The sequence below is a fragment of the Actinomadura sp. J1-007 genome, assembly GCF_009793335.1.
Lineage (GTDB): Bacteria > Actinomycetota > Actinomycetes > Streptosporangiales > Streptosporangiaceae > Spirillospora > Spirillospora yumaensis.
In genome coordinates this window covers 2,036,028-2,056,008 of sequence record NZ_WING01000001.1, presented here as the reverse complement: position 1 = coordinate 2,056,008, position 19,981 = coordinate 2,036,028, and the positions used below count along the sequence as shown (strand labels likewise).

Sequence of the window (19,981 nt, the reverse complement as noted above, 5' to 3'; positions counted from 1 at the left end):
CGTGGGGCGCGTTGCGGGGTGTGTGAAGCGTCGTGTGGGGTGCGTGATGCGCCGGGCGTGAAGCGTGGTGCGTGGGGTGCGTCGCGTGGGGTGCGTTGCGCGGTGTGCGGTGTGCGGTGGGTTCTGGGCTGTGCGCGGGGCGTAGGCGGCAATGTTGTTGGAGCGAGTGCTGGGGGCGGCGGTGACGCGGACGGCGTGCAAGTGTGGTGGGGCAGGAATCCAGGAACGGACACCGGGCCCGGCTGCGGCGCGGACCGTCGGCGTGCTTGTGGAGCGTTCGTCAGGTGGTCTTGTGGGGCGTTTGTCTGGGGTTCTTGGGAGGGGTTTCGGGCGGTTTGGATGGGATTTTTGTTGGGGTTAGCAGGTTTTGCAAGTGGTTAGGGATTTTATGGTTTGGCGGGTTATTTGGGTTGCGGCTTCGGTGGTTTTGGTGGCGGGCAAGGGTGCTGGTTTGGGTTTGTGGAATGGGTGTGTGCCCAGGTAGGTGACTTCGATGAGGACGTTGCGGTAGCGGGTGGCGAGGACGGTGACGCCGGCGAGGCTGCCGAAGCCCTTTGTCCGCCCGTTGGCGACGAACGCCGCGTTGCCGAGGTTGGGGTGTTCGCCGAGGTGGTTGATCTGGATGGCGGGCTTGCGCTGGTTGAACGACCGCCGTCCTTCCTTGAACCTCGTTCCGGCAACGGTTTCGGTGGGCGCGAGCATCAGCTTTACGGAGAGGGAGGTTTTTGTGCCGGATGGGCCTGTGCCTGAGGGGGTGCTGGATGTCCATGTGCAGCCGGTTGTTCGGCCGCCTTTAAATGTGGTGGAGGGGGAGTTGTCCCGGCTTCCCGGTGTTTTCGTCAGCGGGATGGGCAGAGTTGCGGGATTCGCTACCGTGCACGGGTTCGGGAGCCTTTTGAACGCTGCGCTGGTCTCAGGGCCTTGATCGACGGGCTGCTGTGGGTCGGCATCACCGTCGCCGGAAGTGCCGCCGACGAGCCAGGTGATTGCTGAGCTGCCAATGAAGATGGCGCCGACGGCGGCGATGACGATTACCAGAGCGAACGCGAGTGGGCGGGCTGCTCCCCTTTGCCGTCCCGGGCGGGTGCCTGGCAGCACTGGGCCCGGATGTGTCGCACCGATCAGGTGGGCGGAAGTGGTGGGTGGGGGGATCGCTGCGTTCTGGCTGGTGGGGCTGCGGGTGGAGGTTGGCTGTTCGCTGGAGGGTTGGTTGGGAAATGGGTCGGGAGGGAGGGGAGGTGGGGTGGGAGTGAAGGGGTTTGCGCCCGGGGTGAGGGGGCTCCGGGTGGGGGTGACGGGGGCTGGGGTGGGAGTGGGGGGAGCGGAGTCAGGAGGGGAGGGGGCTGCGATGGGAGGGAGGGGGGTCACGCCGGGAGTGGAGGGGGACGGGCCGGGGGGTGGGACGGGGGTCCATTCTCGGGTGATGATTCGGGTGGCGGCGTGTTCGGGGTCGTGGGCTTCGCCGACCAGGGCTACCAGGAGGTCTTCGGCGGCCGGGCGTTCGGACGGGTCGGGAGTGAGGGCCGCGTGGACCAGGGGGCGCAGGTCGTCGGGGACGGCGTCCAGAGCGTGTTTGCGGCGTTGGGCCCGGGAGGCCAGCACCATCAGGTTGCCCTTGCCGTACGGGTGGGAGCCGGACGCGGCGTACGCGACGAGGGTGCCCCAGGCGAAGACGTCGGCGGCGGTGTCGACCGTTCCGTCGAAGACCTGTTCGGGGGCGATCCAGCCGGGGCTGCCGACGATGAAGCCGGTCTGGGTGTGCTGGTCGGTGGAGTCCAGGGCGCGGGCGATGCCGAAGTCGATGACGCGGGGTCCGGTGTCGGAGAGCAGGACGTTGCCCGGTTTGAGGTCGCGGTGGACGAGCCGTACGGCGTGGATGGCGGTGAGCGCCGTCGCGATGCCGATGGCGAGGCCGCGCAGGCGGCCGGGGGCGAGGGCGCCGTCGCGGTCGACGAGGGAGCCGAGCGACGGGCCTTCGATGTACTCGGTGACCATGTACGGCAGGCCGTCCGTCTCGCCGTGGTCGAGGACCTTGGCGGTGCAGAACGAGGCGACGCGGCGGGCGTTGGCGACCTCGCCGGCGAACCGGGCGCGGAACGAGCCGTCGATCGCCAGCTCGCGGCGGACGACCTTGATCGCGACCGGACGGCCCTCCGGGTCCTCGCCCAGGTAGACCTTGCCCATGCCGCCGACGCCGAGGCGGCCGAGGACGCGGTGCGCGCCGATGGCGTCCGGATCGTCGCCGTCCAGGGCATGGACGTGCGTGGTCGGACGACTCACCGTTGATCCCCCGGAATCGGCTGCTCTGCCCGGAAAGCGTAGTGGCGTGCAGGTTCCGGGGGATGGGGTGTTCCCTACTTCCGGCCGAGGCGGTGGGCGAGTTCGGAGAGTCCGAGCGCCGCGACGGCGATGGCGGCGGCGACGAGGGCGAGGCGGTTCGCGCCCGTCCAGCCGAGTCCGGCGGCGCCGAGGACGCCCGAGAGGGAGATCGCGAGGTAGAGGACCGCGGCGTTGAGCGAGACGTAGACGGGCGCCGACGCCGGGTCGAGGGCGATCAGCCGGTGCTGCTGCGGCGTGGTGATCGCCCAGGAGGGCAGGCCGTACGCGACGACCATCGCGAGCGCGAGCCCGTACGAGCCGGTGGTGAGGGGCAGCAGGAGCAGCGCGGCGATGAGCAGGGCGATGGAGCCGGAGGCGACGGCCCGGCCGCCGACGCGGTCGGCGAGCGTTCCGGCGAGGTGGTTGGCGACGGTTCCGACGACGCCGAACAGGAACAGCAGCAGGGCGAGGCGCGTGCCGTTCCCGCCGGTGGCGGGCTCGAAGACGGGCGCGATGTAGGTGTAGGGGATGTAGACGGCGGTGAACGCCAGCAGGGTCGTGCCCATGATCGCGAGGGCGCGGCGGTCGCGGAGCGGCGCGAGGCGGGCGCGCAGGCCGCCGGACGCGGCCACGGCGACCCGCGCCGGGACGAGCGCGGCGACGCCGGCGAGGCCCGCGCCGGCGAGCGCGACGAGGAACCATACGGTCGCGCGCCATCCGAACGCGCCGCCGAGCGCGGTCCCGATCGGGGCGCCGAGCGCGGTCGCCGCCGTGAACCCGGTGGTGACGGCGGCGATGGCCCGTCCGCGCCGTTCGGCCGGGACGAGCGCGGCGGCCGTGACGGACGCGGCGGGCACGAACAGCCCCGCGCCCGCCGCCGCGACCATCTGCGCGGCCAGGAGCCAGCCGAACGAGGCGGACAGCGCGGTCGCGACGTTCCCGGCGGCGTACACCGCGAGGGCGAGCAGGAGAACGCGGCGGCGCGGCCACGCGGCGGTGAGCGTGCCGAGTACGGGTGCGAGCACGGCGCAGACCAGGGCGAACGCCGTGACGATCTGCCCGGCGGCCGCGACCGATATCCCGAACGCGTCGCTGATCTCCGGCAGCACCCCGGCGAGGACGAACTCGTCGGTCCCCACCGCGAAGATGCCGAGCCCGAGCACGGGAACGCTCCACCGGCCGTGCGTCGGCGTGCGGGACGCGGCCTGCGGCGTCGCGGTGTCGCTCATGCCCGCCTTCCGTCCCACGTCGTCGAGGCGGTGCCGTCTCGCCTTCCGTCCTGGGGCGGGTGCGCGGTGACGGCCGGTTCCCGTTCCGCGCCGCCAGGGGGTTCTGTCTGGAAGGCCATGCGCATGCTCCTCGCAAACGGTACTGATTGGTTCCGTTTTGGGAACGGTACTGATCGGTTCCGTTTGGTGTCAAGGTCGGCTAGGGTCGAGGGCATGGCGACGCGAGCTCGGGACCGCCTGGTCGAGACCGCCGGGCGGCTCTTCTATACGGAAGGCATCCGCGCGGTCGGCGTGGAACGCTTGCTCACGGACTCCGGCGTGGGCCGCGCGTCGTTCTACCGGCATTTCGCCGGGAAGGACGACCTGGTCGCGACGGTGCTGCGGCAGCGGGACGTGAAATGGCGGCAGAACCTGGAGAAGTCCGTGGCCGAGCACGGCGGCGGCCCCTCGCGGTGTTCGACGCCCTCGGAGCCATGCACGAGAACGGCGACTGCCACGGATGCTCGTTCAACAACGCCGTGGCGGAGACCGCCGGAACCGATGACGTGGTGCGTCGCCTCGCCGTCGCGCACAAGAACGCGGTCGCGGACTACATCAAGGGCCTGCTCGCGGGCGCCGGCTACAGCGCCCGCCTGGGCGAGGACGGGATGGACGAGTTGGCGTGGCGCTTCGTCCTGCTGGTGGACGGCGCGAGCATGGCCTCCGTGCGCGATGGCTCGTCCGCCCCTGCGCGCCGCGCCAGGGCGATGGCCGAGATCCTGCTGAACGCCGCAGAATCCGGCGAGACAGAGCGGAGCGGCTGACCGTTCCTGGCGTGGGCTTCGATATCAGCTCACCGCTCCGGGACGGGGACCCCAGGACGGGGGTCACCCCTGGCGGGCTTGGATTGCTTGCTGGTAGAGGCGGCCGGCGCGGTAGCTGGAGCGGACCAGGGGGCCGGACATGACGCCGGTGTAGCCGATCTGGTCGGCTTCGTCCTTGAGTTCGATGAACTCGTGTGGTTTGACCCAGCGTTCGACGGGGTGGTGGCGGGGGGTGGGGCGCAGGTACTGGGTGATGGTGATCAGTTCGCAGCCCGCGGTGTGCAGGTCGCGTAGGGCGGCGGAGATCTCGGCGCGGGTCTCGCCCAGGCCCAGGATCAGGTTGGACTTGGTGACCAGTCCGGCCTGGCGGGCGCGGGTGATGACCTCCAGGGAGCGTTCGTAGCGGAACCCGGGGCGGATCCGCTTGAAGATCCGCGGCACCGTCTCCACGTTGTGCGCCAGTACCTGGGGGCGGGCGGAGAACACCTCGGCGAGCTGGGCGGGGTCGGCGTTGAAGTCGGGGATCAGCAGTTCCACCCCGCAGCCGGGCAGCAGGGCGTGGATCTGGCGGACGGTCTCGGCGTACAGCCACGCCCCGCCGTCGTCCAGGTCGTCGCGGGCCACCCCGGTCACGGTGGCGTACCGCAGGCCCATCACCGCCACCGACTCGGCCACCCGCCGCGGCTCATCGCGGTCCAACGCCGCGGGCTTGCCGGTGTCGATGTTGCAGAAATCGCAGCGCCGCGTGCACTGGTCCCCACCGATCAGGAACGTGGCCTCACGGTCCTCCCAACACTCGAAAATATTGGGACACGCCGCCTCCTGACACACCGTATGCAAACCCTCGTCCTTCACCAGGCGGGTCAGCGCGCGGTATTCGGGCCCGTGCGTGCGCGTACGCGGATCCACTCGGGCTTCTTCTCGATCGGCGTCTCCGCGTTGCGTACTTCCAGGCGCAGCAGCTTGCGCCCCTCCGCGAGCGTCACGTGGTCTCCATGTTCGAGGCGGGCGCGTGGCCCGGCGCGGCGTTCAGGTCGGGGACGGTTTCGCGCACCACGCGGGTGCGGGCGACGACGCGGCCGGCGCGCAGGACGATCCGGTCCTGCGGGGCGGCGGCGATCGCCTCGTCCAGGCTCGGCGCGCGGACGGCGAGCAGGTCGGCGGGGCTTCCCGGTTCGACGGCGACGGGCGGGAGGCCGAGGGCGGCGCGGGCCTTGGCGGTCACCGCGTCGTAGGCGTCCGCGGGCGCGAGGTGCGCGGCGGCGACCAGGAGCGACGCGGTCTCGAACGGGTCGATGCGGCCGAGCGGGTTGAACGGGTCGCGCCAGTTGTCGCCGCCGCCCGCGACCGTCACGCCGGCCTCGCGCAGCGTCCCGACGGCGGTGAGCGCGCGCGGCGTACGGGTCGGGTCGTCGCGTCCTTGCAGGTAGAGGTTGGTCTGGGGGAGCGTGACGACGGAGATGCCGACGTCCGCGAGGGTGCGGGCGATCTCGCGGGCGGTGCCCGGGTCCTGCTGGCCGAGGCTGACGCAGTGCGACGCGGTGGCGCGCCCGCCGAGCCCGTGCCGGGCGACCTCGTCGGCGTACACGCGCAGCATCAGCATGGACGCGTCGGTCGTCTCGTCGAGGTGCAGGTCCGTCGGGAGCCCGGCCTCGGCCGCCGCCCGGACGAGGATGGCGACGGCCTCGCGCGGGTTCGGGTCGAGCCAGGGCGCGCCGCCGACGACGTCCACGCCGAGGTCGATCGCCTCGGTGAGGAGGCGGCGGTGGTGGCGGCCGTCCCTGCCCGCCCCGGCGAGCGGGAAGCCGGTGAGCGAGACGAGCTGGAGGTCGATCAGCCCGGCGATCCGTTCGCGCAGCTTGAGCAGGGCGCGCAGCGAGCGCGTGCCCAGCTCGTCCTGGACGTCGGCGTGCGACCGGACGGCCGTGTAGCCGTTGGCGAGCGCGGTGGACAGGGCCTTGACCGCGCGGGACGTCACGTCCGCCTCGTCCATCGAGTCGTACACCGAGCGGACCGCGTCGACGGCGCCCTGGAGGTCGCCGGTCGGGTTGGCGACGCGGCGCGCCAGCAGCGCCTTGTCGAGGTGGGCGTGCGCCTCCGCGGCGGACGGGAGCAGCACGTAGCCGTCGAGGTCGAGGCGTTCGGCGGACGGCGTGCGGGGGTCGGCGGCGGCGTCGGGTCCGATGGCCGCGACGAGCCCGTCCGCGAGCAGGACATCGGTCGCGTCGGCGGTTCCGGCGGCGGGCCTCGCGGGTGTCGCGCCGGCGATGGTGGCCCGTTCCAAAAGCAAGGGCTTGGTCATCGATCACCTAACTGGCAAGATGTAAGACATGTTGAGACTAGTCATGGCAGTGAGGGGTGACAAGGCATGAACGGCCTGGACGGGATGCGCACGGTCGTCACCGGCGCCGGCGGCGCGATCGGGCGGGCGGTCGTGCGGCGGCTGGTCGAGGAGGGCGCGCGGGTCGCCGCGTTCGACGTCAAGCCCCCGGAACTGGACGGCGTCGCCTGCGCGGTCGGCGCGGACGTCACCGACGAGGCCGATCTCGCGCGGGCGGTCGCCGAGGCGTCGGACGCGCTCGGCGGGATCGACGCGCTGGTGGCGATGGCGGGCATCCATGCCTCCGCCCCTACCCACGAACTCGACCTCGCCACGTTCCGCAGGGTCCTGGACGTCAGCGCGGTCGGGACGTTCCTGTCCGCGAAGGCCGTGCTGCCGGGCATGCTCGCCCAGGGGAACGGGCGGATCCTGACGTTCGGCTCGACGGCGGCGGTGCGGGCCGCGCCGGGACTGACCGCGTACGCGGCGGCGAAGGGCGCGGTCCTCCAGATCACCCGTTCGATCGCCGTGGAGTACGCCGACCGGGGCATCCGGGCCAACTGCATCTGCCCCGGCGGGGTCGAGACGCCGCTGCTCAGCGCGATCGACGCCGAACGGACCGGGCCCGACCACTTCAAGGAACGGCACCCGATCGGCCGCTACTCCAAGCCGGAGGAGATCGCTTCGGCGGTCGCGTTCCTGCTGTCGGACGACTCGTCGTTCGTGCTGGGCGCGGCGGTGATGGTGGACGGCGGCTACTCCGCCTCGTGACGGCCCCGCGACGGCCCGGCCCCCGGCCCTGCCCCGGCCCCGGCCTTGTGTCCGAGTCCATATCAGTCATAACATGTATTACCACTTTCGCGTCGACTGAGAGGACGACATGACAGAGACGACGCGGGAGGAGGCCCTCGACCTCCTCGGCCGCATGGTCCTCATCCGCAGGTTCGAGGAGAAGGCGGCCAGGCAGCGCGCCGCCGGCCTCATCCCCGGCTTCCTGCACCCGTACATCGGCCAAGAGGCGGTCGCCACCGGCGTGTGCGCGAGTCTCGGACCGGACGACGTTCTGACCTCCACCCACCGGGGCCACGGCCACATGCTGGCCCGCGGCGCCGACCCCGCCCGGATGTACGCCGAGCTGTTCGGCCGGACGACCGGCTACAACAAGGGCAAGGGCGGCTCCCTCCACATGATCGACGTGGAGCTCGGCTTCCTCGGCGCGAACGGCATCGTGGCGGGCGGCATCCCGCTCGCGACCGGCGCCGCGCTCCAGTTCAAGCGGCGCTCCTCCGACGCGCTCGCGGTCACCTTCTTCGGCGACGGCGCGTCCAACGAGGGCGCGTTCCACGAGTCCCTCAACCTCGCCGCGCTCTGGGACCTGCCGGTCCTGTTCGTCTGCGAGAACAACCTGTACGGCGAGTTCACCCGCCAGGACCGCCACCAGCGCATCACCGACGTCGCCGACCGCGCCGCCTCGTACGGCATGACGGGGGTCGTCGTGGACGGCAACGACGTCGCCGCCGTACGGGACGTCACCGCCGAGGCGGCCCGCCGCGCCCGCGCGGGCGAGGGCCCGACGCTGATCGAGGCGAAGACGTACCGGCACCGCGGCCACTTCGAGGGCGACATGGCCAAGTACCGGCCGAAGGACGAGGTCGCGCACTGGAAGGGCCGCGACCCGATCGACCTGCTCGCCGCCAAGCTGACCGGCGACCTCGGCGCGTCCGAGGCCGACGTCGCCTCCGTGCGCGCCGACGTCGACAAGCGGCTGGACGAGGCGATCGCCTGGGCCGCCGAGCAGCCGCATCCCGTTCCCGAGGACGCGCTGGACCACGTGTACGTCGACTCGCTCGGAGGGGCGGCCCTGCGATGACCAAGTTCACCTACGCCGACGCCGTCCGCCAGGCCATCTCCGAGGAGATGGAGCGCGACCCCGACGTCCTGCTGATCGGCGAGGACGTCGGCGAGCCCGGCGGCGTCTTCGGCGTCACCAAGGGGCTGTGGGACCGGTTCGGCGCGGACCGGCTCTGGGACACCCCGATCTCGGAGGAGGCCATCGTCGGCGCCGCCGTCGGGGCCGCCCTGGTCGGCGCCCGCCCGATCGCCGAGATCATGTTCGGCGACTTCGTCACGCTCGCCATGGACATGATCGTCAACCAGGCGGCCAAGACCCACTACATGACCGGCGGGCGGCTCTCGGCGCCCATGGTCGTCCGGATGGTCACCGGCACGTCCGGCTCGACCGCGGCCCAGCACTCCCAGTCGCTGGAGTCGTGGTTCGTGAACGTGCCGGGCCTCAAGGTCGTCGCGCCGTCCGCCGCGGAGGACGCCAAGGGCCTGCTCAAGCAGGCGATCCGCGACCCCGACCCGGTGATCTTCTTCGAGCACAAGCAGCTGTACGGCGGGCGCGGCGGGCCCGCGGGCGACGTCGTCGAGGTCGAGCCGATCCCGTTCGGCGAGGGCCGGCTGCACCGCGAGGGGACGGACGTCACGATCGTGTCGTACCTGAAGACCCGCGAGCACGCCTCCACGGCCGCCGAGACGCTCGCCGCCGAGGGCATCGAGTGCGAGGTCTTCGACCCGCGCACGCTCGTCCCGTTCGACCACGAGGGCCTGCGCCGCTCCCTCGCGAAGACGGGCCGCCTGCTCATCGCGCACGAGGCGCCCGTCCGCGGCGGCTTCGGCGCGGAGATCGCCGCGTGGGCCGCCGAGGAGTGCCACGACCTGCTGCGCGCGCCCGTCGCCCGCGTCGGCAACCTCAACACCCCGGTGCCGTACGCGCCCGTCCTGGAGAACCACACCCTGCCCGGCCCCGACCGCATCGCGGCCACGGTGCGCCGGATGCTCGACAAGAAGGGGAACGACTGATGGCCGAGACCTACCCGATGCCGAAGTGGGGCCTCTCGATGGAGGAGGGGACCGTCACCGAGTGGCAGGTCAAGCCCGGTGAGCCCGTCACCGAGGGCCAGGTCCTCGCCATCGTGGCCACCGACAAGATCGAGGTCGAGCTGGAGTCGCCGGTCGACGGCGTCTTCGTCCGCGCCCTCGCCGCCGAGGGCGACGAACTCGCCGTCGGCGCCCCGGTCATGGTGATCGCCACCGACCAGGCCGACTACGAGTCCGCGTCCGCGGGTTCCTGACGAGAAACAGGCGGAACATGGCCGAGACACCGGCGTCACCCGGATTCCGGGCCGTCAAGTGGGTCAGCCCCACGCAGCAGATCCGGGAACAGCTTCTCAAGGCCATCCGCCTGGGCGAGCTGGCCCCGGGGGCCGCGCTTCCCTCCGAACGGGAACTGTGCGAGGTCTTCGGGGTCAGCAGGGTCAGCGTCCGCGAGGCCCTCGCCGGACTGGAGGCCATGGGCCTCATCTCCGTCCGGCACGGCCGCGGCGCGTTCGTCCGCGAGGGCGCGGGCGACCACTACGCCGGCTCGTTCGGCCACTACATCGAACTGCACCGCGACCAGATGGTCGAACTCCTCGCCGTACGGGGCGCCCTGGACGAGCTGGCCGCCCAGGAGGCCGCCGCCCACGGCACCTCCGAGGCCCTCGACCAGATGCTCGAAGCCCACCGCGCGTTCCTGGAGGCCGCCTCCGCCGAACGCCCCGAGTTCACCCGCATCGCCGAACTGGACGTGGCGTTCCACCTCTCCGTGGCCCAGGCCGCGCCCGGCGGCCTGCTGAAGCTCCTCCTCCAGGACCTCCACGGCCTGCTGACCGACAGCCGCCTCATCACCCTGGCCCGCCCGGGCCAGCTCCCCCGCTCGGCCGCCGAACACCAGTCCATCGTCGAAGCCATCCTGGCCCGCGACCCGTCCGCCGCCGGCCGCCTGGCCTCCGACCACGTCACCCGCATCCGCGAATGGGCCGCCGACTTCACCGCCCCCAACCCAATCCCTTAACCTCCTGCCGCGCCACATTGGGGTGGTCGGAAGGTGTCAGCGCACTACGGCCGCCTCGCCGCCCGTACAACAACGCCGAACGCCCGGCACCGCCACGGCCGAACGTGCGCCGCGGAGCCGTTCAGCGCAAGCCCACCTCGCCGCGCTTCACCTGCGCGACGAGGCCGGCGAAGCTCGCAACCGACAGGGCAAGGTGACCCGCGCCGGGCGCTTTGCTGTCCCGGATGCCGATGTAGCCCGTGAGGACGGCCACCTCCACGCAGTCACCGCCACTGGTGTTGCTGCGGCGTGACTTGCGCCAGACGGAGCCGTTCATCGCAGATTCCTCACGGGGAAGCCTGGCGACCTCGACGCACTCGGAGGATGTGCCCTGGGTAGACCGGCTGCTCTTGCGCCATACGACCGTGGCCATCACGAGCTCAGCTCGTCGCGCTTAATTCGTGCGATCAGGTCGGCGAAGCTCGCAGCCGACAGGGCCAGATGACCTGCGCCGGGCGCTCTGCTGTCGCGGACACCGATACTTCCTGCGAAGCTCGCAAGCTCCACGCAGTCGCCGGTCGTCCCCTGCGTTGACCGCTTGGACTTGCGCCATACAACGGTGGTCATCACAGGCTCAGTTCGCCACGCTTCGCGCGCGTGACCAGGTCGGCGAAGCTTACGGGGGACAGGGCCAGACTTGCTGCGTTGGGTGCTTTGCTGTCTCGGATACCGATCTCCCCAAGCAACTTGGCGACCTCTACGCACTGAGAGGAGGTGCCTTCCGTGGACCGGCTGCTCCTGCGCCATACAACGGTGGTCATCACAGGCTCAGTTCGCCACGCTTCGCGCGCGTGACCAGGTCGGCGAAGCTTGCGTTGGTCAAGGGAAGGTGTCCTGCATGAGGCGCTTTGCTGTCTCGAATGCCGATGCTTTCCGCCAGGGCGGCCACCTCCACACAGTTTGTGTTCTCCGAGGTCGCACTACGGCTGGACTTGCGCCACTTGGTCATCGGTACCTCTCCAGCGCTCTTTTGATCAGCGTTCGCGACGGGCCCACAGGCGTGGCGACCTCGCCGACACGGTCGTACCTTACTGCGATGTGCTGGACATCTCGGGGATCCCGTATGAGTCGGCCCATCTGGGGCGCCTCGGCGTAAGCGATGTCCCGGTCGTTCACGGTCAGTAGTTGGAAGCAGCCGTCCATGCCGACGTGAGCTCCGGCGCTCTCCTCCAGGATCCGCACGTTGACGTAGGGAAGCTCGCTGAGTTCGAGCAGCTTGGTGAACTGGCCGCGCATCACTTCGGCGTCGCCCAGGGTTTGGGCCAGCGTCACCCAGTTGAGCACCACCGAGATCTGGGGTGGTTTCGGGCGTTCGAACACTGCCTGCTGCCTGGACATGCGCTTCTGGAGTTCCAGTTCGACGTCCTCGACCAGACCTGCGCTCAGGGCCGCCCGCGCGTACTCGGGCGTCTGGAGCAGTCCTGGCACCAGGAGGACCTCCCACATCTTCAGTCTCGTCGCATGAGCCTCGTACTCGGTCAGGCCGGTGAACCAATCTTCATTTTTCCCTGCTTTCGCAAAATGGACAAGACGGGTGAAGAGGAGATCCAAACGCCACTCGCGATCGAGGATCTTCGCATGCTTCTCCGGTAGACGGAGCGTGCCCGACTCGTACCTGGAAACAGTCGAACGGTCGCAACCGAGAACGATGCCCAGGCGAGTTCCGGAGATCTTGCGCTCCTCGCGCTGTCGTCGCAGCTCAACAGCTATGAGGTCCCACAAAGAACGATCAGGCTCAAGCGAGTCGCGAGCAGACATGTCGCATCCTCTCGTGTTTCGGTTGCTTCTGGAACGTAGCGAAAACTAGCTGAGACGAGTCACGCTGTCCCGAGAACGCCTGAACAAAGGAGTGCGAGATGGGCGGCAAGACCGTGATTTCCGGCGAACTGGACATTTCTTTTGATGCGGTGTCGTCGGCCTCTGGAGAGGTGCGCCACAAGATTCAATCCACGGTCACGGAATGGGGGTTTCCGCGGGATGTTGACGACGTTTCTCTCGTCGCGGGGGAGTTGGTAGCGAACGCGGTGCAGAGTGCGCCCGGCGGGGAGATTCGGGTGCGGTTAGCGCGTGAGAGCGGGGCCGTTCTGCTGGAGGTGTGGGACGGGACGGAACGGATGCCAGTGGTCAGGCCCGTCGTGGAGATGACCTTGGACGACGTCGTTCCGGACGGGGAAGCGCTGGACGCCGGGCATGACGACGGGACCGGCGGATGGGGGCTGCCGATCGTTCAGGCGCTTTCTCTGGAATGCGGGGTGCGGCTCACTCCTCCGCAAGGAAAATGGGTCTGGGCGCGTATCGCCGTTCAAGCGGTCCCTGGAATCAGCAGGAGTGCGGAAATGGGCAAGCACGGCAAAGAAGTGAAGTGCGGGATGTGCGACGGCACGGGAAAGATCAAGACGGGCGGGAACGGCAGGCAGGGGCAGCGGCAGAACGGCAGGCAGGGACAGCGGCAGGAGGTCACGTGCACCGGCTGCGGAGGAACCGGGAAGCAGGGGTGATGGACGCGTCCGACGTGCGGCGGGCCGTGCCGCGGGAGTTGTTCGTTCCCGAACGGGTGTGGGTGCGGCGGGAGGACGGGTGGATGGTTCCGCTGCTTCGTTCGGAGGAGCCCGAGGAGTGGGAACGGCTCGTGGCGTCCGACGACGAGGCGGTGATCACACAGGTGGACGACGGTGCGCACGAGAAGGGGACGTGGCCCACCTCGTCCAGCAGTTCGCCCGAGATCATGGCGATCATGCTCGACGCGCTCGATGTGCGCGAGGGTATGCGGGTGCTGGAGATCGGGACGGGCACCGGCTACAACGCGGCCGTGCTCGCCTCCCGGGCCGGCCCCCGGAACGTGACCACGGTCGAAATCGATCCGGAGATCTCCGCTCGCGCGCGGGAGGCGCTCGACAAGGCGGGTTTCGCGGTCCGGGTCGTCACGGGAGAAGGGGCGGAGGGGTATCCGCCGGGCGCGCCGTACGACCGGGTCATCGTCACCGCCGCCGTCCATCGCGTTCCGTACGTCTGGGTCGAGCAGACGCGGCCCGGCGGGGTGATCGTGGTGCCGTGGGGACCCACGTTCCACCCCGAGTGGCCGCTCGCGCGGCTGGTCGTCGGGAAGGACGGGGTTGCTGAGGGGCGTTTCACCGGCCCGTCGTCGTTCATGCCGCTGCGCGGCCAGCGTGTTCCGCAGGCCGTGATGCATGAGGCCGAGGAGCGGTGGGAGAGGGCGGGGCGGCCGGAGTGTGGGCGGTACGGGGTGACGGTCGGGCCGGACGGGCAGGTTGTTTGGCTTGATGAGCCCAGTAAGCCGGTGTGACGGTCCGGCGCGGGGGCCGGGGCTCAGGAAGCGCGGCTGAAGGCGTCGATGGCGCCGCCCCAGGCTTCGCCTTTCCAGTGGATGGCGAGTTTGGTGGCGTCGCCCGGCTTGGGCTGGAGGGTGCCCTTGGTGCGGCCCTCCTTGTTGGCGCAACTCAGCGTGATGGTTTTCGCGGTGATAGTGCCGGGGCAGGCGAGGCGGCCCGTGGTGGTCACCTTCGCGCCCGCGATGGTGAGTCCGGTGATCGGGCCCTTGTTGATGGCCTTCCAGGTGCCGTCGAGGCCGTTCGCCGACGGCTTCGGGGTGGACGGGGTGTTCGGGGGCTCTTTCGCGGTGTCCTTGTCGTCGCCGCAGCCGGCCAGGAGGGCGGCGGTCAGGCCGAGTGCCACGGCGCACAGAGTCCTGGGCATGAAACGGGAACGCTCCTTCCGGTGGCCGGTCCACGGCCACGTGACTTGCGAACGAACAGGGTAGGTCACGGGGTCTCGACCAGGGCCGGGTGGCGGGGGTCGTCCATCTTGACGACGACGTCGGCCGTACGGCGCGGGTCGGTCTCCCGCTCGTAGCGCTCGTAGGCGGGCAGCGTCCAGGCGCCGTCCGGTGGAGTACGGCGCGCGAGGGCGGCGGGCGACAGGCTCAGGTGGACGGTCAGGTCGAACGGGAGCCAGCGGCCGAGCAGGAGCGCGCCGTCGAGCAGGAGGACGGAGCCGGGAGGAACGTCCACGTATTGGGCGCGGGTGGCGCGGTCGCGGGCGGCGTCCCAGAGGGTCGGGAGGACCTTGCCCGTTCCGCCCGGGTCCAGCGGCGCGAGGACCTCGCGGAGCAGGCCGCCCGTGTCGAGCCAGTGGTCGTGGAACGCGTCGGGGTCCTCGCGGCCGAACTCGTACCGCAGCGACGCGGGGCGCAGGAAGTCGCGCGCCGATACGCGCAGGACGGCCCGTCCCCGGGCGCGCAGGGGGTCGATGAGGGCGTCGGCGAGTTCGCCGGGGGCGGCGGGCTCGGGGCCGTCGACCGCCACGCGCGTCCAGGCGTCGCGGGGCGCCGCGGCCAGCCGGTCGGCCAGCTCCGCGACGAGCCGTTCGCGGGTGATCGGACGTACGCGCACACCCCCATACTGCCCCGCGGAGGTCTTCTGGGATGCTTGCCGCGTGCCGATGACGCCACCGCCGGAACCCATCACGGCCGACGCGCCCGGGGCCATCGCGAGCCCGCTGCTGACCCAGTCCTGGCTGGACCTGGCCTTCGTGCACTGGGCGGTGGATCCGCAGGACGTGGCGGGGCTGCTCCCGGCCGGGACGGTTCCCGACACCCTCGACGGCGTCACCTATGTGGGGCTCGTCGCGTTCCGGATGCATCGCGTCGGATGGTTCCGCCTGCCGGGCGTGCCCTATCTGGGGACGTTCCCGGAGACGAACGTCCGCCTGTACTCGGTGGACGGGCAGGGGCGGCGGGGCGTGGTGTTCCGGTCGCTCGACGCGTCGCGGCTGATCCCCGTGCTGATGGCGCGGGTCGGCTTCAGGCTGCCGTACCTGTGGTCCCGGATGGCCGTCCGCGCCGACGGCGACACCATCACCTACACCAGCTCGCGGCGCTGGCCCGGACCGCGCGGCGCGCACAGCCGCATCACCGTGCGGGTCGGTGAACGGATCGCGGAGCCGACCGAGCTGGAGCACTTCCTGACCGCCCGCTGGGGGATGCACAACGCCTTCCTCAGGCGGCCGATGTACCTGCCGAACGCCCACCCGCGCTGGCCCCTGCACCGCGCCGAACTGGTCACATGCGACGAGGACCTCGTGGCGGCGGCGGGCCTTCCGGCGCCGGAGGGCGACCCGGTGAGCGTCCTGTACTCGCCGGGCGTCCCGGTGCGCTTCGGCCGCGCCGCGCGGCCCGCGGGCATCCCGACGCCCTGACGCGCCGTCCGAGCGGCTCAACGGCTCGGACGTCCGCGCCGATAGGGGCGTCCGTTAAGAGGCCGGACGCGCGGGGCGGGCCGCCGGAGTGCGGCCGGGTCGGGCCATGACCGGGGACGGCCGGTTCCGCGTTCCGAAGATCGCGCCGATCTACGTTGGCGGGAACCGACGGCCCTACCCGGGGGAGCCCAGCCATGGCCGAACGCCCGCACGTGACCAGAAGGCACGCGATCGCCACCGCAGCAGGGGCGGCGCTGCTGGTCGCCGCGCCGACGAGCGCCGCGGCCGCGCCCGCGCCAGGACGGGGGCGTCCGCGCCGCGAGTGGCGGGACGTGCCGATCCCCGCGGGAGGCGTCCCGTACCTGACGTCCGTGGCCGCGCCGACGCGCCGTTCGGCGATCGCGGTGGGCCAGTACTACCAGCAGGGCACGGCCGTGACGAACGTCCTGCATCTGGACGGCGGGACGTGGCGGTTCGAGCCGGTGTCGCGCGCCGTCGGCTGGGCCCCGAACCTGGAGGTCGCCGCTGCGACGCCGAACGCAGCGTGGATCGTGGGGATGGGCTCGTACGCCTGGGACGCGGGCTCGCTGTACTGGGACGGCGCCACCTGGACGTACGCGGCGTTCCCCTACGAGCGGATGCCGCCGTACAACCCGTACGTCGCGGCGGAGCCGGGCCCCGGCGGCACGGGCTGGGCCATCACCACCGGCGGGACGGTCTTTCCCGAGAACAACATGCTGCTGCGCTTCGAGAACGGCGCGTGGGTGCCCAAGCAGGTGCCGTTCCCCACGAAGACGGTCCCGGCGGCGGTCGAGGTCCGTTCCCCGAGGGACGTGTGGGTGGGCGGCACGGACTACACGGCGGGCGGCCAGGAAGGCACCGGTTACACGCTGCACTGGAACGGCCGGAAATGGCGCCGCTACGACCTCCCGGACTCGCTCGGCACGCGGGTCATGCGGATTCTCGCGCTTTCCCGCCGGAACGTGTGGGCCTACACCTCGATGGAGCGCACGCCGCAATTCCTGTGGCACTTCGACGGCTCGGAATGGACGAACGTCACGCAGGTGCCGAGGACGGGGGAGTCCGCATATCCGTATTCCGGCGGCATCGCGTCGGATGGCCGCGGCATCGTGCTCGCCGGAATGCCGGACGCGAACCTCGGCCGTTCCAATTACCTGCGCTGGGACGGCTCGTCCTGGACGACGACGCTCGGGCCCCCGCGCGAGGCCGGCGACTGGATCTCGGTGAACGACGTGGCCCGGGTCCCCGGCACGCGCACGCTCCTCGCCGTCGGCGCGAACCCGGCGAAGAAGACCCCGTTCGTCGAACGCCGGTCCTGAACGCACGCGTCGTTCCGCCCTGAGGAGACCCATGCCCGACAGCCTGGAAAACCCTGAGATCCCTGCCCTGACCAGGAGGCGCGCACTTGCCGCGACGCTTGCCGGCGGCGGTGCGGCGCTGTTCGCGACGACGGGTGCGGCGTCGCCCCGGCGGCGCAGTTCGCGGTGGCGGGACGTGCCGATTCCCGACGGCGGCGCGCAGACGCCGTGGGCCGTGGCGGCGTCGTCCTCCGGGTCCGCCGTGGTCTTCAAGGGCCACGCCAACAGCTACACGAAGGTGACCAGCGTCCTGCACCTGGACGGCGGGCAGTGGCGGTACGAGCCGCTGCCCGAACCGATGCCGTGGTGGAAGGAGGCGAGCGTGGCCGCCGCGTCCCCCGGTGCCGCCTGGATCGGCGGCGTGGACATGTACGCGAAGACCCCTGGCTCCTGGCACTGGGACGGCGCGCGGTGGACGCGGGTGGACGTCCCGTTCGACGGGCCGTTCGCCGGGAGGATGGCCGTCGCGGCGGAGCCGGGCGGGACGGCCTGGGGCCTGCTCACCGGTTTCTACCGGAACCCGCTCGACGACAGGGTGTTCCGGTTCGAGGGCGGGCGGTGGGTCCAGCAGGACGTGCCGCTGCCGCCGCAGGAGACCACCGAGCTGACGTCGATCGCGGCCGGTTCGGCGGAGAACGTGTGGATCGCGGGCGTGACCAGCGACGGGCAGGGGCCGCCGTGCCGTTCACGCTCCGCTGGGACGGTACGCGCTGGCAGCGGAACGACTTGAGCGGCCCGTACCGGGACGTCCGGCTCGGTGCGGTCACGCGGCGGCACGCCTGGGCGTTCACCACAGCGGGTTCGTGGCAGCAGGGGACGGAGGAACGGCGGCTGTGGCGCTTCGCCCGGGGCGGGTGGTCCGCGGTCGCCGACGTTCCGCACGTGGGCGGCGGCGCGCGGCCCGAGTACGTGCGGCCCGTTCTCGATGGGCGCGGCCGCGTGTGGACGCCCGGGGCGGGCGCGGGGCGGTCCTGCTACCAGCACTGGGACGGTACGGAGTGGAGGACGGTCTACGGGCCCGAGCGCGACGCCGCCGCGAGGTGCGTGGTGCACGACCTCGTCCGCGTCCCGGGCACGCGCTCGCTGTGGGCGGTGGGCGAGGACGAGACGAACGCGCGGCCGTTCGCCGAGCGGTGGGGGTAAGCCCGGCGCGCGTCCGGGCCGTACGCGTCCGGCGCGCGGCCTCGGAGGGAGGTCGCGCGCCGGGGCCGTGCGCCGGGGCCGTGCGCGAGGGGCGCGCGAGGAGCGCGCGAGGGGCGCGCGCCGGACGGCGGGGTCAGTCGTAGAGGGTGGTGGTGACGGGGACGTCGTCGTTCAGGCCCGCCCGCGCGACGATGCTCGCGGCGCGCTCGCGGGCCTCGGCGCGCAGGGCCGTCTCGTCCACGGTGGTCACCTTCTCGCCGTCGTAGAGGCGGCGGCCCGCGACCCACGTCTCGGCGATGCTGGCGGCGCTGACCGACCAGACGAGGGCCTGGAGGGCGTCGGAGTACGGCGACCACTCGTGGTGGTCCAGGTCGAACAGGACGAAGTCGGCCTGCTTGCCGGGTTCGAGTGAGCCGATCTCGTCGTCCCAGCCGAGGGCCTTCGCGCCCTCGACGGTGGCCATGCGCAGCGCCTTGCGGGCGCCGACGAGCGTCGGGTCCAGGCGCGCGTCCTTGAACAGGCCCGCGACCAGGTGGACCTGCCGGTGCAGGTTGAGGTTCCCGGCGGCGGAGACGCCGTCGGTGCCGAGGCCGACGGTGACGCCCGCCTCGATCATCTCCGGGTACTTGCCGATGGACGTCGCGCCCTTCGCCAGCTTGAGCGAGGTGGACGGGCAGAACGCCACGGTCGTCCCGGTGGCGGCCAGGGACGCCACCTCGTCGTCCGTCAGGGCCACGGCGTGCGCGAGCACGAGGTTGGAGCCGAGGCCGTCCGCCTGCGCGACGCGGGTGACGGGCCACATCCCGTACTTCTTCTCGCTGACGCGCGACTCCTCGATGGACGAGGCGATGTGGTACGTCGTGCCGACGCCGAGGCGTTCGGCGAGGTCGCGGGCGCCGACGTGCAGTTCGAGGCTGCACGGCTCCTTGCCCTCGATGTTGACCCAGCAGCGGATCCGGCCGTCGGCGTGGCCGTTCCAGCGGCGGACGGAGTCTTCGAGCGCTTCGAGCGCCACCTTGTGGTCGGGGAAGAAGTGGTGGTCGACCATCTCCTGCGACCAGCCCGGCGGGATCCGCTCGGGCTTGCGGTCGGCGGCGTGCCGGCCGACGACGCCGCGGACGCCGAGGCCGCCGGCGGCGCGGGCGGTGAGGCCCGCGTCGTTCTGCGCGCCCATGTCCAGGAAGCACGTCGTGCCGGAACGGAGCATCTCGGCGGCGCCGAGCGTGACGCTGACCTCCTCGTCGGCGTCGTCCACGTGCGCGTAGAACGGCTTGGCCCAGTGGAACACCCAGGCGCGCGTGGACAGCACGTCGGGGAAGACGGCGCGGCTGAGCGTCTCGGACAGGTGGACGTGCGTGTCGATCAGCCCCGGGATCACGCCCCGGCGGCGCCCGTCGATCCGTTCGTCCACCGGCGAGTCGCCCAGCCGCGCGAGGACGTCGGCCGTCGGCCCGACGTCGGCGATGCGGCCGTCGCGGAGCAGGAGGGCGGCGTCGCGGACGAGGGTGTCGTCGGCGTCCACGGTCAGCGCGAACTCCAGGTGCTCGATCAGCGTCGTGCGCCCGGGGGCGCCCGCGCCCGTGCCCGTCCGCCCCGCCGTCGCCTCGGGCTTGGTCATCCGGCCTCCTTGACCTCGG

23 protein-coding genes and 3 pseudogenes are annotated in these 19,981 nt (G+C 71.5%); 13 read left to right on the top strand and 13 right to left on the bottom strand.

Annotation, left to right across the window (positions count from 1 at the left end; translation table 11 throughout):
* Positions 1-357 precede the first annotated feature (357 nt).
* Together GEV43_RS53700 and GEV43_RS09320 are read right to left on the bottom strand one after the other, a co-directional pair.
* Complete coding sequence (locus tag GEV43_RS53700; protein ID WP_160820341.1) at positions 358-2,280, bottom strand: serine/threonine-protein kinase; 1,923 nt, start codon at positions 2,278-2,280, stop codon at positions 358-360.
* Between the two features lie 74 nt (positions 2,281-2,354).
* Positions 2,355-3,548: an MFS transporter gene (locus tag GEV43_RS09320; protein ID WP_160820340.1), complete on the bottom strand. Its 1,194-nt coding sequence runs from the start codon at positions 3,546-3,548 to the stop codon at positions 2,355-2,357.
* Between the two features lie 117 nt (positions 3,549-3,665).
* Between GEV43_RS09320 and GEV43_RS55925 the strand changes: the two are divergent.
* Together GEV43_RS55925 and GEV43_RS49795 are read left to right on the top strand one after the other, a co-directional pair.
* A pseudogene (locus tag GEV43_RS55925) lies at positions 3,666-3,860 on the top strand (hypothetical protein); the annotation flags it as partial.
* A gap of 161 nt (positions 3,861-4,021) precedes the next feature.
* On the top strand, positions 4,022-4,351 hold the full coding sequence (locus GEV43_RS49795; RefSeq protein ID WP_241682836.1) for a TetR family transcriptional regulator C-terminal domain-containing protein: 330 nt from the start codon (positions 4,022-4,024) through the stop codon (positions 4,349-4,351).
* Between the two features lie 63 nt (positions 4,352-4,414).
* On the opposite strand, the pseudogene lipA reads toward GEV43_RS49795, so the two are convergent.
* Positions 4,415-5,337, bottom strand: a pseudogene (gene lipA / locus GEV43_RS09310) (lipoyl synthase).
* A complete protein-coding gene (locus GEV43_RS09305; protein WP_160820339.1) occupies positions 5,334-6,653 on the bottom strand; it encodes an amidohydrolase family protein in 1,320 nt (439 codons plus the stop codon). The pseudogene lipA and the gene GEV43_RS09305 overlap by 4 nt, the downstream one beginning before the upstream one ends.
* A gap of 66 nt (positions 6,654-6,719) precedes the next feature.
* Here GEV43_RS09305 and GEV43_RS09300 point away from each other — a divergent pair, with 66 nt between their 5' ends.
* The 5 genes from GEV43_RS09300 (at position 6,720) to GEV43_RS09280 (ending at position 10,569) form a co-directional block, all read left to right on the top strand.
* Positions 6,720-7,442 (top strand): SDR family NAD(P)-dependent oxidoreductase, encoded by a 723-nt coding sequence (locus tag GEV43_RS09300; RefSeq protein WP_160820338.1) that lies wholly within the window; start codon positions 6,720-6,722, stop codon positions 7,440-7,442.
* A 109-nt stretch (positions 7,443-7,551) separates the two neighbouring features.
* A complete protein-coding gene (locus GEV43_RS09295; RefSeq protein ID WP_160820337.1) occupies positions 7,552-8,541 on the top strand; it encodes a thiamine pyrophosphate-dependent dehydrogenase E1 component subunit alpha in 990 nt (329 codons plus the stop codon).
* On the top strand, positions 8,538-9,536 hold the full coding sequence (locus GEV43_RS09290; protein ID WP_160820336.1) for an alpha-ketoacid dehydrogenase subunit beta: 999 nt from the start codon (positions 8,538-8,540) through the stop codon (positions 9,534-9,536). The genes GEV43_RS09295 and GEV43_RS09290 overlap by 4 nt, the downstream gene beginning before the upstream one ends.
* On the top strand, positions 9,536-9,808 hold the full coding sequence (locus GEV43_RS09285) for a biotin/lipoyl-containing protein (RefSeq protein ID WP_160820335.1): 273 nt from the start codon (positions 9,536-9,538) through the stop codon (positions 9,806-9,808). Before GEV43_RS09290 ends, GEV43_RS09285 begins: the two co-directional genes overlap by 1 nt.
* A gap of 17 nt (positions 9,809-9,825) precedes the next feature.
* Complete coding sequence (locus GEV43_RS09280) at positions 9,826-10,569, top strand: FadR/GntR family transcriptional regulator (RefSeq protein WP_160820334.1); 744 nt, start codon at positions 9,826-9,828, stop codon at positions 10,567-10,569.
* Between the two features lie 121 nt (positions 10,570-10,690).
* Here GEV43_RS09280 and GEV43_RS09275 read toward each other — a convergent pair whose 3' ends face one another.
* The 6 genes and pseudogenes from GEV43_RS09275 to GEV43_RS09255 form a co-directional block, all read right to left on the bottom strand.
* Positions 10,691-10,885, bottom strand: a complete 195-nt coding sequence (locus tag GEV43_RS09275; RefSeq protein ID WP_241683409.1) for a DUF397 domain-containing protein — start codon at positions 10,883-10,885, stop codon at positions 10,691-10,693.
* Positions 10,886-10,906: 21 nt separating this feature from the next.
* A pseudogene (locus GEV43_RS49790) lies at positions 10,907-10,981 on the bottom strand (DUF397 domain-containing protein); the annotation flags it as partial.
* On the bottom strand, positions 10,981-11,175 hold the full coding sequence (locus GEV43_RS09270) for a DUF397 domain-containing protein (RefSeq protein ID WP_160820333.1): 195 nt from the start codon (positions 11,173-11,175) through the stop codon (positions 10,981-10,983). The gene GEV43_RS09270 and the pseudogene GEV43_RS49790, both read right to left, overlap by 1 nt.
* Positions 11,175-11,369, bottom strand: a complete 195-nt coding sequence (locus tag GEV43_RS09265; protein ID WP_160820332.1) for a DUF397 domain-containing protein — start codon at positions 11,367-11,369, stop codon at positions 11,175-11,177. The genes GEV43_RS09270 and GEV43_RS09265 overlap by 1 nt, the downstream gene beginning before the upstream one ends.
* Positions 11,369-11,557 carry a DUF397 domain-containing protein gene (locus GEV43_RS09260; protein WP_160820331.1) on the bottom strand — a complete coding sequence of 63 codons (189 nt, stop codon included), beginning with the start codon at positions 11,555-11,557 and terminating at the stop codon, positions 11,369-11,371. Before GEV43_RS09260 ends, GEV43_RS09265 begins: the two co-directional genes overlap by 1 nt.
* On the bottom strand, positions 11,554-12,366 hold the full coding sequence (locus tag GEV43_RS09255; RefSeq protein ID WP_160820330.1) for a Scr1 family TA system antitoxin-like transcriptional regulator: 813 nt from the start codon (positions 12,364-12,366) through the stop codon (positions 11,554-11,556). The genes GEV43_RS09260 and GEV43_RS09255 overlap by 4 nt, the downstream gene beginning before the upstream one ends.
* A gap of 98 nt (positions 12,367-12,464) precedes the next feature.
* On the opposite strand from GEV43_RS09255, the gene GEV43_RS09250 reads away from it, so the two are divergent.
* Together GEV43_RS09250 and GEV43_RS09245 are read left to right on the top strand one after the other, a co-directional pair.
* Positions 12,465-13,106: an ATP-binding protein gene (locus GEV43_RS09250; protein ID WP_160820329.1), complete on the top strand. Its 642-nt coding sequence runs from the start codon at positions 12,465-12,467 to the stop codon at positions 13,104-13,106.
* Positions 13,106-13,912 (top strand): methyltransferase domain-containing protein, encoded by an 807-nt coding sequence (locus GEV43_RS09245; protein ID WP_160820328.1) that lies wholly within the window; start codon positions 13,106-13,108, stop codon positions 13,910-13,912. The genes GEV43_RS09250 and GEV43_RS09245 overlap by 1 nt, the downstream gene beginning before the upstream one ends.
* A 23-nt stretch (positions 13,913-13,935) precedes the next feature.
* Here the strand turns inward: GEV43_RS09245 and GEV43_RS09240 are convergent, their stop codons facing one another.
* Together GEV43_RS09240 and GEV43_RS09235 are read right to left on the bottom strand one after the other, a co-directional pair.
* Positions 13,936-14,301 (bottom strand): hypothetical protein, encoded by a 366-nt coding sequence (locus tag GEV43_RS09240; protein ID WP_160820327.1) that lies wholly within the window; start codon positions 14,299-14,301, stop codon positions 13,936-13,938.
* 86 nt (positions 14,302-14,387) lie between these two features.
* Positions 14,388-15,017, bottom strand: a complete 630-nt coding sequence (locus tag GEV43_RS09235; RefSeq protein ID WP_160820326.1) for a uridine kinase — start codon at positions 15,015-15,017, stop codon at positions 14,388-14,390.
* A 49-nt stretch (positions 15,018-15,066) separates the two neighbouring features.
* On the opposite strand from GEV43_RS09235, the gene GEV43_RS09230 reads away from it, so the two are divergent.
* The 4 genes from GEV43_RS09230 to GEV43_RS09215 all read left to right on the top strand — a co-directional run bounded on the left by GEV43_RS09230 (position 15,067) and on the right by GEV43_RS09215 (position 18,344).
* A complete protein-coding gene (locus GEV43_RS09230; RefSeq protein WP_160824412.1) occupies positions 15,067-15,822 on the top strand; it encodes a YqjF family protein in 756 nt (251 codons plus the stop codon).
* A 194-nt stretch (positions 15,823-16,016) separates the two neighbouring features.
* Positions 16,017-17,162, top strand: coding sequence for a hypothetical protein (locus tag GEV43_RS09225; protein WP_160820325.1), 1,146 nt, complete (start codon positions 16,017-16,019; stop codon positions 17,160-17,162).
* Between the two features lie 175 nt (positions 17,163-17,337).
* A complete protein-coding gene (locus GEV43_RS09220) occupies positions 17,338-17,931 on the top strand; it encodes a hypothetical protein (protein WP_160820324.1) in 594 nt (197 codons plus the stop codon).
* Positions 17,880-18,344 (top strand): hypothetical protein, encoded by a 465-nt coding sequence (locus GEV43_RS09215; RefSeq protein WP_160820323.1) that lies wholly within the window; start codon positions 17,880-17,882, stop codon positions 18,342-18,344. Before GEV43_RS09220 ends, GEV43_RS09215 begins: the two co-directional genes overlap by 52 nt.
* Before the next feature lie 133 nt (positions 18,345-18,477).
* Here the strand turns inward: GEV43_RS09215 and GEV43_RS09210 are convergent, their stop codons facing one another.
* The gene (locus GEV43_RS09210; protein WP_160820322.1) at positions 18,478-19,962 is read right to left on the bottom strand and encodes an amidohydrolase family protein; all 1,485 of its coding nucleotides are present in this window, start codon (positions 19,960-19,962) and stop codon (positions 18,478-18,480) included.
* Positions 19,963-19,981: the final 19 nt, after the last annotated feature.